Genomic DNA, 13,501 nt, shown 5'->3' with positions numbered 1-13,501 from the left:
CCGCATATGGCGGGTTCAATTCGCCCTGCTTTCGTGCAAGGATGCCTGCCGAACGCTTCCGTTCCCCATTCCATACGCCCCGTACAAGAGGTTTCCGATGGTCAATCGCATGCAATTCTACATCGACGGCGCCTGGGTCGATCCGGTCGTCAAAGGCAAGTCCACCCCTGTCGTCAATCCGGCGACGGAAGAGGCGATGTACGAGATTGCGCTCGGCTCCAAGGCCGATGTCGACAAGGCAGTCGCCGCCGCCAAGCGCGCGTTTGAGACGTTTTCCCAGACCAGCCGCGAGGAGCGCGTCGCGCTGCTCACCAAAATCATCGAGGTCTACAAGGGCCGCATGAAGGAGATCGGCGCCGCCGTCTCCGACGAAATGGGCGCGCCGCTGCCGATGGCGGAGAAGCTGCAGGCCGGCGCCGGCCTCGGCCATCTCATGAACACCCTCGAAGTGCTCAAGAAGTACGAGTTCGAGGAGACCATGGGCACCGCCGTGATCGTGCGCGAGCCGGTCGGCGTGATCGGCATGATCACCCCCTGGAACTGGCCGCTCAACCAGATCGCCTGCAAGGTCGCGCCCGCGCTCGCCGCCGGCTGCACCATGATCCTGAAGCCGTCGGAGTTCACCCCGACCTCAGCGCTGATCTTCGCGGAAATCCTCCATGAAGCCGGCGTGCCGAAGGGCGTGTTCAACCTCCTCAACGGCCTCGGCCCGGAGGTTGGTGCTGCGATGAGCGAGCACCCGGACATCGACATGATCTCGTTCACCGGCTCGACCCGCGCCGGCGTCGACGTCGCCAAGCGTGCAGCGCCGACCGTGAAGCGGGTCAGCCAGGAGCTCGGCGGCAAGTCGCCGAACGTGATCCTCGAAGGCGCCGACCTTGCCAAGGCGGTGACCGGCGGCGTGATGCACATGTTCAACAACTCGGGCCAGTCCTGCAACGCGCCGTCGCGCATGATCGTGCCGCTCTCCAAGATGAAGGAAGTGGCCGCGATCGCGAAGGGCGTCGCAGACAAGACCAAGGCCGGCGATCCGCGCGCCGACGGCACCACGATCGGCCCGGTGGTCAACCGCGGCCAGTGGGACAAGATCCAGGCGCTGATCCAGAAGGGCATCGACGAGGGCGCAACGCTCGTCGCCGGCGGCCCGGGCCTGCCCGAGGGGGTCAACAAGGGCTTCTATGTCCGTCCGACCATCTTCGCCGACGTCACCAACGACATGACGATCGCCCGCGAAGAGATCTTCGGACCGGTGCTGACCATCCTCGGCGCCAAGGACGAGGCTGAGGCGGTGAAGATCGCCAACGACACGCCCTATGGTCTCGCCGGTTACGTCTCGGCCGACACCGTGGAAACCGCGCGCCGCGTCGGCCGCCAGATCCGCGCCGGCAACGTCAACCTGCAGGGCGTGCCGAACGAGCGCTCTGCGCCGTTCGGCGGCTACAAGCAGTCCGGCAACGGCCGCGAGTGGGGCCGCTACGGTCTGGAAGAATATCTCGAGGCCAAGGCCGTCGCCGGCTACAACGCCGCGTAGGCCGATCCACGAGAGACACGATTTCTGGCGCCGGGGCGGATCACCGCTCCGGCGTCAGATGTTTAGAGTGTGTAATTTTAACCGTCGTCCCGGCGAAGGCCGGGACCCATTACCACAGGCCCGCGTTTTGCGAATGATGCAGCCCCAGCCTACCAAGCCAAGATCGATCGGGGGCTATGGGTCCCGGCTCCGTGCGCAATCGCGCACTCGGCCGGGACGACGAAGAGACTTAACCGCCGAGCGCGCCTTGGGTGTTGACGTAGAGCGCATAGATCGACTGGCTCGCCGCCATGAACAGGCGGTTGCGCTTCACGCCGCCGAAGCAAAGGTTGGCGCAGCGTTCCGGCAGCGCGATGCGGCCGATCATGACGCCGTCGGGCGCGAACACGACGACGCCGTCGAGCTCGGGATCACCCATGCCCCAGCCGCACCACAGATTGCCGTCGATGTCGCAGCGCATGCCGTCGGGCGTGCCGGGGCCGGCATCGATGAAGACGCGCTTGTTGGAAATCGTCGTGCCGTCGGCGGAGACGTCATAGGCCAGGATCTTGCGGTTCGGCTCGCCGCGGGATTCCACGACGTAGAGGATCTTCTCGTCCGGCGAGAAGCACAGCCCGTTCGGGCCGAGCACTCCCTCGGCGACGATGCTGGCCTTGCCGGTCGCGGGATCGAGCCGGTAGACGTTGGGCGCGATCTCGGGATCGGCCTTGTAGCTCTCGTAATTGCCGAGCAGGCCGAAGATCGGATCGGTAAACCAGATCGCACCGTCGGATTTCACCACGACGTCGTTCGGCGAGTTCAGCCGGTTGCCGCCGAAGGAGTCGATCAGCACCGTAATCGATCCGTCATATTCGGTGCGCACCACGCGGCGGCCGCCATGCTCGCAGCTGATGAGACGGCCCTGGCGGTCGCGTGTGTTGCCGTTGGCGAAATTCGACGGTTTGCGGAAGATGCTGACCGCGCCGGTCTCTTCCTCCCATTTGAGGATGCGCTGGTTCGGGATGTCGCTGCACAACAAATAGCGGCCGTCGCCGAACCACACCGGACCTTCGGCCCAGCGCAGGCCGGTGGCGATGCGTTCAACGGCGGAGAGTTTCAGCCAGTATTTCTCGAAGCGCGGATCGAGCGCGTGGATCGCTGGATCGGGATAGTAGGTCGCGGGACGCCAGCCGGCGGAATGGACATCGGACATTTGCTGTTCTCGTTGTTGTGTTTCGATGGTGTTTCCTTGAGCGCATGGTTTGCTATCATTGTCGGCCTGCGACCGCAATTCGGTCCAATAAATCACTTGGCCAACAGGAAAGACGAGGGACGGAATGGCTCGCATATTGATGACCGGCGCATCCGGTGGAATCGGCACGAGCCTGCGCAAGCTGCTGCCGCCGATCTATCCGGACCTGCTGTTGAGCGACATCAAGCCGCCGGCCGATCTCGGCAACAACGAACAATTCAAGGCGGCCGATCTCGCCGACCTCGCAGAGGTCGAGGCGATCTGCGAGGGCGTCGACGGCATCCTGCATTTCGGCGGCTATTCGGTCGAAGGCCCCTGGGATGCGATCCTGCAGTCCAATATCATCGGCTGCTACAATCTGTTCGAGGCGGCGCGCAAGAAGGGGGTCAAGCGCGTGATCTTCGCCTCGTCCAATCACGCCGTCGGCTTCTACCCGCGCCATCACCGCATCGGCACCGAGGTTACCGCGCGGCCGGACAGCCGCTACGGGGTGAGCAAGGTGTTCGGCGAAGGCGTCGGTGCGCTCTATGCCGACAAGCACGGCATCAAGGTGACCTGCATCCGGATCGGAAATTTCGGCGAGGTGCCGCTCGATCACCGCAGGCTGTCGATCTGGCTCAAGCCGGAAGATCTGGTGCAGCTCTGCCGCATCGGGCTCGAGCATCCCGACATCCATTTCGAAGTGCTTTACGGCGCGTCCTACAATGAGCGCTCGTGGTGGGACAATCACCGCGCTTACGATCTCGGCTATCGCCCGAGCGGTCGTGGTGAAGATTTTCGCGAGCACGCGATGGCCGAGCAGGCCAAGCTGCCGCCGGATCCCGTCGGCGACTATTACCAGGGCGGCGCGTTCTGCAGCATGGAGTTCGACGGCGACAAAAGCAGGGTGATCGACTGGAAGAAGTGATCAGTCCTCGCATTGCGGCAGCTGCTTCACCGCTTCGGTGTGCTCCCGCTGCGGCTCCTTGGAGCCTTGCCCTGACGTCTCGGGCGGGCTCCCGGGCCCGTCGAAAGTCTCGGCGAAATGGGTGAGGGGGAAGTTGAGGCTGATGGTCTGCCCGGTCAGGCTCTTGGCCTCGACGGCGATGGTTTGTGCATGCTTCAGCCGTTCGATCATCTCGCCGTCGGCTTCGAGCGCGCCGCCGCAGCCGAGCGTGTAGCAATGCGGCCTGGCGATCTGGATCGGCTCGTCCTGGTCGATCCGCAGGCTGATCGTTCCCTCCAGCATGCTCCGCGTTCCGACATTGGCGCTGACGATCGCGCGCTTGCTGGTCTGCGGCGAAACGCTGATGCTGCCACCCGACGGCGAACATTGGCCGCGGGCGGCGGCGCCGACGAAGCAGCTTGCCTGGGTCAGGCAGGTCTTGGTCCAGGGCTCGTAGCTGAGCTGCGTCGCGCGCGGGTCGGCCGCTTCACCGACAGTGCCAAGCGCAAGCAGCGCGGCGAACGATCCAATCAACAAGGCCACATGACGCATCGCCGTCTCCTTCACGAGGAGGCCGGGTATCGCGCTATTGCGGCTTTTTGTCGTTGGAGATGCGGACGAGATAGTCCGCCTTGCTGTACTGCATGTGATCGACGCAGAGCTGCGCCAGCGCCCAGCTGTCGCGGCCCTTCAGCAGCTCGATCATCAATTCGTGCTGGCGGCGCGACAATGCGAGCCCCTCGCTGTCGGCGAGATTTTTTGCGCGCATCGGCAGTGTCAGGTTCATGTAGTCCTGCAGCGAGCGCACCAGATAGGGATTGCCGCAGGCGGAGAACAGTGCGAGGTGGAACGCATCGTTGGCCTCATGGATGCCGCGCATGTCCTGCGCGTCGGCCTTGAGGCAGTAATGCCGTTGCAGCTCGCTCAATTGGTCGATCAGGCTTTCCGGCGCGGGCAGCGCGATCATCAGCGCGGCCTGGCGCGTCAGCATCTCGCGCACCTGGTAGATCTGCCGCACTTCTTCGGCCGAATAGAACCGCACCGTGGCGCCGACATTCTTCTCGCGCAGCACGATGCCCTGGCGCTCGAGCTGGAACAGCGCCTGGCGGACGAAATGCCGGCTCGCGCCGTAGCGCTGCATCAGGGGATCCTCGACCAGCCGCAGGCCGGGCGCGAAGCGGCCGAAGATGATGTCCTCCTCCAGCCGGCGGATCACTTCCGCCTGCTCCTCCTCGCGCGAGGGGGCCTGGATTTCGGGCAATGTGGGCTGGGCTTTCATGTGCTCTGGGCTTCGGATCGATGCCTGAGGTCAGCATGGCGCAATGGTTATTGTCAATAATGGGGGTAATTTTGCCGCAGAGCAGCCACGCCGTCGCGCCGGATTATCTCATATTGACAATAATTCCTACCGCTCCTTAAGTGCGGGCGAACAACCACGGGACACAAGAAAATGGCCGACGGACTTCGCAAGGGACTGACAAGCTATGGTGACGCCGGCTTCTCGCTGTTCCTGCGCAAGGCCTTCATCAAGGCGATGGGCTACTCGGACGATGCGCTCAACCGCCCGATCGTCGGCATCACCAACACCTACAGCGACTACAATCCCTGCCACGGCAACGTGCCGCAGATCATCGAGGCCGTGAAACGCGGCGTGATGCTGTCGGGCGCGATGCCGTTCGTGTTCCCGACCATCTCGATCGCCGAGAGCTTTGCGCATCCGACCTCGATGTATCTGCGCAATCTGATGGCGATGGACACCGAGGAGATGATCCGCGCCCAGCCGATGGATGCGGTGATCGTGATCGGCGGCTGCGACAAGACCTTGCCGGCGCAGCTCATGGCCGCCATCAGCGCCGATCTGCCGACGGTGGTGATTCCGGTCGGGCCGATGGTGGTCGGCCATCACAAGGGCGAGGTGCTCGGCGCCTGCACCGACTGCCGCAGGCTGTGGGGCAAATATCGCGCCGGCGAGATCGACGATGCCGAGATCGAGCCGGTGAACGGCCGTCTCGCGCCGTCGGTCGGCACCTGCATGGTGATGGGCACCGCTTCCACCATGGCCTGCATCACCGAGGCGCTCGGCCTGTCGCTGCCGATGAGCGCGACGATCCCGGCACCGCATGCCGAACGCTTCCGCTCCGCCGAAGCCAGCGGCCGCGTCGCCGCCGAAATGGCGAAGACCAAAGGACCGAAGCCGAGCGAGATCCTGACGCCGTCGTCGTTCCGCAACGCCCAGGTCGTCATGCAGGCGATCGGGGGCTCGACCAACGGGCTGATTCACCTCACCGCGATTGCCAACCGCTCGCCCTACAAGATCGACCTCGAGGCGTTCGACAGACTCGGCCGCGAAGTGCCCGTGCTGGTCGACCTCAAGCCGTCGGGCGAGCACTACATGGAGCATTTCCATCACGCCGGCGGGGTGCCGAAGCTGATGGCGCAGCTCGGCGACCTCATCGACCTCGACGCCAGGACCATCACCGGCCAGACCTTGCGTGAGGTCGTCGCCGGCGCGGAAGAGGTCCCGGGGCAGGATGCGATCCGCTCCAAGGCGAACCCGATCAAGGCCGAAGGCGCGATGGCGATCCTGCACGGCAATCTCGCGCCGCGTGGCGCCGTGATCAAGCAGTCCGCGGCAAGCCCAAAGCTGCTGCAGCACACCGGTCGCGCCGTGGTGTTCGAGTCGGTCGAGGATATGACGCTGCGGGTCGACGATCCCGCGCTCGATGTGACCGCCGACGACGTGCTGGTGTTGCGCAATGCCGGCCCGAAGGGCGCCCCGGGCATGCCCGAGGCGGGCTACCTGCCGATCCCGAAGAAGCTCGCGCGCGCCGGCGTGAAGGACATGGTGCGCATCTCCGATGCGCGGATGAGCGGCACCGCGTTCGGCACCATCGTGCTGCACATCACGCCGGAGTCCGCCGTCGGCGGCCCGCTTGGCCTGGCGCGCAACGGCGACACGATCCGGCTCGACGTTGCCAAGCGCAGCATCGATCTCCTGGTCGACGAAGCCGAGCTGCAGAAGCGTCGCACGGCGCAGGCGCCGGCCGGCACGCCAGATTGGGCCAAGCGCGGCTACGCACATCTGTTCAATGAAACGATCCTGCAGGCCGACGAAGGCTGCGATTTCGACTTCATGCGCGCCAAGGGGAAGTAGCCGGCAAATAGCTGGCGTTGTTCGTCACAGCGGCCGTATTGTCGATAATTCCGGCGATGCGGCGCTCAATGGCGCCGGAAGCTGCCTGATTTCTCCTGTTTTATTGACAATCCCGCGGGACTGGTGGGATGATCGCGTCAATCAAGAACAGGGGGAACGTCACGATGGGCTATCCAGCCAGGATCGTCGGGATCGCCATGGCCGCGGCAGCGTTGCTGCTGCCGGCAAGCGCGGGCGCGCAGGAGGTCAAGCACTTCCGCTTCGCCTATGACCAGCCGCGCAACACCGGCTATTCGGTCGCCGGCGATCTGTTCGCCGACAAGCTCAAGGAATTGAGCAAGGGGACGCTGATCGTCGATCAATATCCCGGCGCGCAGCTCGGCCAGGAGCCGCAGCTGCTGCAACTCGTGAAATCAGGCGACATCGAGTTTGCCATCATCTCCTCCGCCAACACCGCGACGATCTCGCCGCAGGCCGGCGTGATGTCGCTGCACTTCCTGTTCCGCAACGACGCCCATGTGATCAAGGCGCTGGCGGACCCGCAGGTGTTCGACGCCATCAGGACGATGATCGATGAGACCGCCCAGGGCCTGCATGTGATCGGCACCGGCTCGCAGGGCGTGCGGCACATCTACAGCAAGAAGGAAATCCACAACGTCGGCGACCTCAAGGGCATGAAAGTCCGGGTGCAGGCCACCGCGACCGAGGACACCATGTTCCCGGCCTATGGCGCGCAGACCGTGCACATGCCGTTCGGCAGCGTCTATACCTCGCTGCAAACCGGCGTGGTCGAGGCCGCCGAGAACAGCATCAACGTCTATCTCGTCAACAAGCACTATGAGGTCGCGCCCGTGCTGTCGATCACCGAGCACGAGGCCAACAATGCCCTGCTGTTCGTCTCCGACAAGCTCTGGCAGAGCCTCTCCGCCGAGCAGAAGCAGTGGGTGCAGGCCGCTGCGAACGAGGTGAGTGCGAAGGAGCCGCAGAAGGCCTTCGAGCTGGAACGCAACGCGCTGACCAAGCTGAAATCGTTCGGCGTCAAGGTGGTCGAGGACGTGGACAAGAAGGGCTTCACCGCGATCGCCGATCCCTATCTCGACAAGCTCGCCAAGGAGCTCGGCCCGCATGCGGAGAAGATCAAGAATCTGATCCGCGCGATCAACTAGACAAGCGTCGTCCCGGCGAAGGCCGGGACCCATACGCCGCGGCCTTTCAGTTGAACGACTAAGGTCGCCGACTTTCTGCACGCAACTCGAGCCGGGGGTTATGGGTCCCGGCCCCCCGTGCGCAATTGCGCACTAGAGCATTTTCCGACCGGAATGAATCGGGTGGGGATTCCCAAAACGGCGCGAGTCAGATTCAAGCTGCATGCTGGCGAGGGAGGCCAGCATGTATGGCCAGGGCGCTTTCGGTTGATCTTCGTCAAAGGGTGATAGCCGCGATTGACGGTGGCATGTCCTGTCGACAGGCTGCTGAGCGCTTTGGTGTCAGCGCGGCCAGTGCGATCCGCTGGCGCGGTCGCCTCAAGGAAGTTGGCGACATCGTTCCTAAACGCCAGGGCGGTGACCGCAAATCGCAGCGCATCGAAGCGCATTCGCAATTGATTCTGGAGGCAGTGACAGCGAAGCCGGATATCACGCTCGCCGAGTTGCGAGAACTGTTGAAACGTCGTGGAATATCGACTGGCATCGCGTCGCTCTGGCGTTTTTTCCAGCGCAGAAAGATCACACTTAAAAAAAGACAGCGCACGCCGCCGAGCAACGGCGCGGCGATATAAATGCCGCGCGTGAGGAGTGGTTCGAAGGGCAAATCGATCTTGACCCTGAGCGTCTCGTCTTCATCGACGAAACCAGCGCCAACACCAAAATGGCGCGGCTTTACGGCCGCTCGCCACGCGGCGAGCGATGTCGTGCAGCTATCCCACACGGACATTGGAAGACGACGACATTCACCGCTGGATTGCGCTCCGACGGTCTGATCGCGCCGCTTGTTCTGGACGGTCCAATGGATGGCGACGCTTTCCTGGCCTACGTCGAGCAATTGCTCGCCCCATCGCTGCGGCCGGGCGATACCGTTATCATGGACAACTTGCCCGCTCACAAGGTCCATGGCGTTCGAGAGGCCATCCGGGCGGTCGGAGCAAGCCTGCTCTATCTTCCGCCCTACAGTCCAGACTTCAACCCGATCGAAATGGCCTTCTCTAAACTGAAAGCCCTGTTGCGGGCCGCCGCAGCGCGCACCATGCCCGATCTCTGGCAAGCAATCGCCAACGCTCTCAAGCGCTTCTCACCCGAGGAATGCCAAAATTATCTCGTCGCGGCTGGTTACGACGCAACGTGATCGGAAAATGCTCTAGGCCGGGACGACGAGGAATTTCGAGCCATGGCGATTGCCGACCGACTGGTGCTGCAACGGCAGCGGCATCTGAAATGGCGGGCGCTGGATCGGCTCGAGCTGATCCTGATGATGCTGTGCGGCCTGTTGTGCTTCGGCTTCTCGCTCTCGGTGACCGCCGATATCGTTACCCGCACCATCGGTCACCCCTGGCTGTGGCTGCAGGAGGTGACCTCGACGCTGTTCATCTATGCGATCTTCATCGGTGCCGCGGTCGCGACAAGGCGCAACGATCATCTGTATCTGACGGCGATCTCGGAGGCGATGCACGGGACGCCGCGGCTGATTGTCGAGATCGTCATCCGCCTTGTCGTTCTGGGCGTCGCCTTCTGCCTGGTCTGGTATGGGTACCAGAACTACCTCCGCGGCTTCGGCAGTTTCCGGCTGCCGTCGGGCACGCCGATCGCGTCGCTCTATGCGGTGATCCCGCTCTCCGGCATCCTGATCGGCCTGTTCACGATCGAGCAGCTCGTCAACGGCGTCCGCAACGGCTTCGATCATCCGGAACCGCCCGATGACGACCTTCCGATTCCGGCGATCAACACCGGCGCGACCACGGGAGCGCAGCCGTGAGCGCACCGGTCGTGCTTGTGCTGATGTCGTCCTGCTTCCTGTTCTTCGGCTATCTCGGCGTGCCGGTGCCGTTCTCGCTGATGGCCGGCGTGTTCGTCGGCGCGCTGCTGTCTGACGTCTCGCTGGCGGCGATCATCCAGAAGATCTTCGACGGCGTCGATTCCGAGGCGCTGCTTGCGATCCCGTTCTTCCTTTTGGTCGGCGAGCTCATGAGTTCGGCCAACGTCGTGGTCCGCATCGCCAACCTGTCGGTCTCGCTGGTCGGCCACATCAGGGGCGGGCTGTCGCAGGTCGTCGTCGTCTTCAGCATGTTCTTCTCGGAGATGTCCGGTTCGACCACCGCTGACGTCGCGGTGATGAGCCGGGCGCTGGGCGGGCCGATGAAGCGGGAAGGCTACGAGCCGGCGTTCATCGCCGCGATCATCGCCTCGGCGTCGACCATCGCGGCGCTGGTGCCGCCGAGCATCACGGCGGTGGTCTATGGCGCGGTCGGCAATGTCTCGATCGCCGGCCTGTTCATGGCGGGCGTGGTGCCGGGGCTGATGATCGGCTTCGGGTTGATGATCTATTGCTATTTCTTCGGACCCTCGGGCCTGCGCAAGCCGCGCGCGCCGCTGCGCCAGATCGCGTTCGCCGCCGGCGACGCCGCGCTGCCGTTGATGATCCCGGTGATCCTGCTGGGCGGCATCCTGACCGGCTGGTTCACGCCGACCGAGGCCGGCGTGGTCGCGGTCGTCTACATCATCGTGGTCGTGATCCCGGCGCTGAACCGCGGGCACTTGAAGAAGATCCCATATGACTTCTGCCTCGCCGGCCTGATCTTCTCGCTGCCGCTGATCACGATCGGGGCGGCGAACGCATTTGGCTGGATGCTGGCCTATCTCCGCGGCGCGATCTACATCGCTGACTGGATTACTTCCATCGCCGGCAACGATCCGCACCTCATCATGCTCTTGATGGTGCTGCTGTTCACCGTGGTCGGCGACTTCATCGAGCCGGTGCCGACCATCATCATCTTCATGCCGCTGGTCAACGCGCTGACGCAGGCCGGCGACATCAACGGCGTGCACATGGGCGTGGTGCTGATCGCAACCCTCGCCTTCGGCCTGATCACGCCGCCCTATGGGCTCGTGCTGCTGATGGCCTCGAAATTCGTCGGCATCAGCTTCGCAAAAGCGCTGCGGGCGGCGCTGCCGATCTACGTCGTGTTCCTGGTGACGATCTGCTTCACGATCTATTTCCCGAAGGTCGTGCTGTGGCTGCCCAAGCAGGTGATCCCGGAATCGGTCGGCTGCTTCAAGGCACCCGGCGGCACCGGCTACATCTGCCCGAACTAACCAACCTCTATTTCGATTTGCTGGTGAACCTCTTCACCGCGATGCGGAATTCGTCCGTGTTCATGCAGCCGATGATCGCGTCGCGCTCGGCGTCGAGTTGCGCCTCGATCGGCGTGGTCGGCGCCTGATGGACCAGCGCCTTGGTGGCGGCGAGCCCGGCCGGGGCGTTCTGCGCCAGCCGCAGCGCGAATTCGCGGGTCGCGGCCTTCAGCTCGGCCGCCGGCACCACCTTGGCGACGAGACCCCATTGCTGGGCCTGCTGCGCGGTAAAGCCGTCCTCGGCCAGGAAGATCTGCAGCGCGCGGCGCGGGCCGACGCTGGCGGCGAGGCCGACGGTGCCGCCGCCGTCGGGCGACACGCCGATCTTGGCGTAAGCCGGCGTGAAGCGGGCGTCCTCGGCGGCGATGCAGAGATCGGCGACGAAGGCCAGTGACAGGCCGGCGCCGGCCGCCGAGCCGTGCACGCTCGCCAGCACCAGCTTCGGCATCCGCCGCAGCGCGGTGATGAAGGCGTGGTAATGCGCGAGCATCTCGCCGACCACCGGGGCGATATTGTTGGCTTCGGCCGCGGCGCCGATGGTCTGCAAATCGCCGCCGGCGCAGAAGGCCCGGCCTTCGCCCTCGATGACCAGCACGCGGACGTCCTTGTTGGCCTCGACCTCGGCGCCGAGCTGTTCGAGCTTTTTGGCAATCGCCATGTCGATCGCATTGAACGCGGCCGGCCGGTTCAGCGTGATGGTTGCGATGGCGCCGTCGATCTGGAGCAGGGCGGGGTCGTTGGGGGAGGTGGGTTCTGGCATATTGAAGACCTTGGGCTTGTTCCCGGCATTTAAGGCCCTGCCGGGAGAGGTGGCAATCCATCCCCTGGCGCGAGGAACGTTTCTGCGCCCCGGATTCGCCCAGAGACCCCCTTGCATCGGCGCGAGCCATGAGGCCAAATAGCGCCGCCTTCGGTACGCAGACACGAGCGCTGTGGGGACGGAGGCAAGCAAGCTAACATCGACAAGAGGAAACGGCATGGGTCACTCCTGCTCGCTCGCATTTGGGTTGTTCCGATGACAGGTGGGGTCATCATCGTCGGCGCCGGACATGCCGGCTTCCAGCTCGCGGCGTCACTGCGCCAGGCCGGATTTTCCGAGCGCATCGCGCTGATCAATGACGAAGGCCATTTGCCGTATCAGCGGCCGCCTTTGTCGAAGGCTTACCTGAAGGGGACCGGCGGGCCGGAGACCCTGATGTTCCGGCCCGAGAAGTTCTACCAGGACAACAAGATCGAGCTGATCACTGATCGGGCGCACGCGATCGACCGCCATGCGCGGAAAGTGGCGCTCGGCTCCGGCGCATCGCTCGACTACAGCCATCTGGTGTTCGCGACCGGCGCGCGGAACCGGCTGCTCGATATCCCCAACGCGAAGCTCGACGCGGTCCGCTACCTGCGCATCCTCGACGAGAGCGAGGCGCTGCGCCATTTGATCGCACCCGGCATGCGCGTCGTCGTGATCGGCGCCGGCTTCATCGGGCTCGAATTCGCGGCGACCGCGCGTGGCAAGGGCCTCGAGGTCGACGTGGTCGAGCTCGCCTCCCGGGTGATGGCGCGGGCGGTCACCGCGGAGATCTCCGAGTTCTCGCAGTCCCGCCACAGCGCGGCCGGCATCCGGATTCATCTCGGCGTGCAGGTCACGGCGATCGAGGCCGACGGCGCCAAGGTCACCGGCGTCAGCCTGAGCAACGGCACGCATATCCCGGCCGATCTCGTCGTGGTCGGCGTCGGCGTGCTGCCGAATGTCGAGCTTGCGGGCGAGGCCGGGCTGCCGGTCGCATCCGGCATTATCGTCGATGAGCATCTGTCGACCGCCGATCCGAATGTCTCCGCGATCGGCGATTGCGCGCTCTACACCAGCAAGCGCTTCGGCGGATCGCTGCGGCTGGAGTCGGTGCAGAATGCGACCGATCACGCGCGCTGCGTGGCGGCGCGGCTGACCGGCAAGACCGAGGTCTATGACGGGCTGCCGTGGTTCTGGAGCGACCAGGGCCCCGACAAGCTGCAGATGGCGGGCCTCACCACCGGCTACGATCGCGTCGTGCTGCGTGGCGACCGCGCGCAGGGGGCGTTCTCGGCGTTCTGCTATCGCGGCGACAGGCTGCTCGGCATCGAGTCGGTCAATCGCGCCGGCGATCACATGTTCGGCCGCAGGCTGCTCGGCGCCGGCGGTTCGATCACGCCGGAGCAGGCGGCGGACCCGGGTTTTGATCTCAAGGGTGCGCTGGCGTGACGAACAGATTCGTCGTCCCGGCGAAGGCCGGGACCCATTACCTCAAATCTCAATTGTTGCGCGACGCTGGGGCGACGATCCCGT

The 13,501-nt window shown here is 64.5% G+C and carries 12 protein-coding genes; 8 read left to right on the top strand and 4 right to left on the bottom strand.

Features of this window, described 5'->3' with window-relative positions; translation table 11 throughout:
• The first annotated feature begins 97 nt into the window (after positions 1-97).
• Positions 98-1,531 carry an aldehyde dehydrogenase family protein gene (locus tag HAP54_RS45275; RefSeq protein ID WP_166297870.1) on the top strand — a complete coding sequence of 478 codons (1,434 nt, stop codon included), beginning with the start codon at positions 98-100 and terminating at the stop codon, positions 1,529-1,531.
• 229 nt (positions 1,532-1,760) lie between these two features.
• Here HAP54_RS45275 and HAP54_RS45270 read toward each other — a convergent pair whose 3' ends face one another.
• Entirely contained in the window at positions 1,761-2,723 is a 963-nt protein-coding gene (locus HAP54_RS45270; protein WP_166297869.1) for an SMP-30/gluconolactonase/LRE family protein, read from the bottom strand.
• A 124-nt stretch (positions 2,724-2,847) separates the two neighbouring features.
• Here HAP54_RS45270 and HAP54_RS45265 point away from each other — a divergent pair, with 124 nt between their 5' ends.
• Positions 2,848-3,669, top strand: a complete 822-nt coding sequence (locus HAP54_RS45265) for an NAD-dependent epimerase/dehydratase family protein (protein ID WP_166297868.1) — start codon at positions 2,848-2,850, stop codon at positions 3,667-3,669.
• Here HAP54_RS45265 and HAP54_RS45260 read toward each other — a convergent pair whose 3' ends face one another.
• Together HAP54_RS45260 and HAP54_RS45255 are read right to left on the bottom strand one after the other, a co-directional pair.
• Positions 3,670-4,239: an invasion associated locus B family protein gene (locus tag HAP54_RS45260; protein WP_166297867.1), complete on the bottom strand. Its 570-nt coding sequence runs from the start codon at positions 4,237-4,239 to the stop codon at positions 3,670-3,672.
• A 34-nt stretch (positions 4,240-4,273) separates the two neighbouring features.
• Positions 4,274-4,966: a GntR family transcriptional regulator gene (locus tag HAP54_RS45255; protein ID WP_166297866.1), complete on the bottom strand. Its 693-nt coding sequence runs from the start codon at positions 4,964-4,966 to the stop codon at positions 4,274-4,276.
• Positions 4,967-5,137: 171 nt separating this feature from the next.
• Between HAP54_RS45255 and HAP54_RS45250 the strand changes: the two genes are divergently transcribed.
• The 5 genes from HAP54_RS45250 (at position 5,138) to HAP54_RS45230 (ending at position 11,145) form a co-directional block, all read left to right on the top strand.
• Positions 5,138-6,841, top strand: coding sequence for an IlvD/Edd family dehydratase (locus HAP54_RS45250; protein WP_166297865.1), 1,704 nt, complete (start codon positions 5,138-5,140; stop codon positions 6,839-6,841).
• 164 nt (positions 6,842-7,005) lie between these two features.
• Complete coding sequence (locus HAP54_RS45245) at positions 7,006-8,007, top strand: TRAP transporter substrate-binding protein (protein WP_166307080.1); 1,002 nt, start codon at positions 7,006-7,008, stop codon at positions 8,005-8,007.
• Between the two features lie 227 nt (positions 8,008-8,234).
• Positions 8,235-9,181 (top strand): IS630 family transposase gene (locus HAP54_RS45240; protein WP_166293531.1). Its coding sequence is split into 2 segments (ribosomal slippage): positions 8,235-8,574 and positions 8,574-9,181, totalling 948 coding nucleotides; the frame shifts between segments, so codons are not numbered across the junction.
• Between the two features lie 42 nt (positions 9,182-9,223).
• Positions 9,224-9,808 carry a TRAP transporter small permease gene (locus HAP54_RS45235; protein WP_166297864.1) on the top strand — a complete coding sequence of 195 codons (585 nt, stop codon included), beginning with the start codon at positions 9,224-9,226 and terminating at the stop codon, positions 9,806-9,808.
• Positions 9,805-11,145, top strand: coding sequence for a TRAP transporter large permease (locus HAP54_RS45230; RefSeq protein WP_166203448.1), 1,341 nt, complete (start codon positions 9,805-9,807; stop codon positions 11,143-11,145). The genes HAP54_RS45235 and HAP54_RS45230 overlap by 4 nt, the downstream gene beginning before the upstream one ends.
• 7 nt (positions 11,146-11,152) lie before the next feature.
• On the opposite strand, the gene HAP54_RS45225 is transcribed toward HAP54_RS45230, so the two are convergent.
• Positions 11,153-11,944 carry an enoyl-CoA hydratase/isomerase family protein gene (locus HAP54_RS45225; RefSeq protein WP_166307077.1) on the bottom strand — a complete coding sequence of 264 codons (792 nt, stop codon included), beginning with the start codon at positions 11,942-11,944 and terminating at the stop codon, positions 11,153-11,155.
• Positions 11,945-12,199: 255 nt separating this feature from the next.
• Between HAP54_RS45225 and HAP54_RS45220 the strand changes: the two genes are divergently transcribed.
• Positions 12,200-13,417 carry an NAD(P)/FAD-dependent oxidoreductase gene (locus HAP54_RS45220; protein ID WP_166297863.1) on the top strand — a complete coding sequence of 406 codons (1,218 nt, stop codon included), beginning with the start codon at positions 12,200-12,202 and terminating at the stop codon, positions 13,415-13,417.
• Positions 13,418-13,501 lie beyond the last annotated feature (84 nt).

Origin of the sequence: Bradyrhizobium sp. 2S1 (genome assembly GCF_011516625.5) — a bacterium.
Lineage (GTDB): Bacteria > Pseudomonadota > Alphaproteobacteria > Rhizobiales > Xanthobacteraceae > Bradyrhizobium > Bradyrhizobium septentrionale.
This window is presented reverse-complemented; position numbering and strand designations above follow the sequence as displayed.

Excerpts from the sequence above, each read along its gene's own strand:
- HAP54_RS45275 (WP_166297870.1), top strand. The coding sequence starts at position 98 with ATGGTCAATCGCATGCAATTCTACATCGACGGCGCCTGGGTCGATCCG.
- HAP54_RS45270 (WP_166297869.1), bottom strand. The coding sequence starts at position 2,723 with ATGTCCGATGTCCATTCCGCCGGCTGGCGTCCCGCGACCTACTATCCC.
- HAP54_RS45265 (WP_166297868.1), top strand. The coding sequence starts at position 2,848 with ATGGCTCGCATATTGATGACCGGCGCATCCGGTGGAATCGGCACGAGC.
- HAP54_RS45260 (WP_166297867.1), bottom strand. The coding sequence starts at position 4,239 with ATGCGTCATGTGGCCTTGTTGATTGGATCGTTCGCCGCGCTGCTTGCG.
- HAP54_RS45255 (WP_166297866.1), bottom strand. The coding sequence starts at position 4,966 with ATGAAAGCCCAGCCCACATTGCCCGAAATCCAGGCCCCCTCGCGCGAG.
- HAP54_RS45250 (WP_166297865.1), top strand. The coding sequence starts at position 5,138 with ATGGCCGACGGACTTCGCAAGGGACTGACAAGCTATGGTGACGCCGGC.
- HAP54_RS45245 (WP_166307080.1), top strand. The coding sequence starts at position 7,006 with ATGGGCTATCCAGCCAGGATCGTCGGGATCGCCATGGCCGCGGCAGCG.
- HAP54_RS45235 (WP_166297864.1), top strand. The coding sequence starts at position 9,224 with ATGGCGATTGCCGACCGACTGGTGCTGCAACGGCAGCGGCATCTGAAA.
- HAP54_RS45225 (WP_166307077.1), bottom strand. The coding sequence starts at position 11,944 with ATGCCAGAACCCACCTCCCCCAACGACCCCGCCCTGCTCCAGATCGAC.
- HAP54_RS45220 (WP_166297863.1), top strand. The coding sequence starts at position 12,200 with ATGACAGGTGGGGTCATCATCGTCGGCGCCGGACATGCCGGCTTCCAG.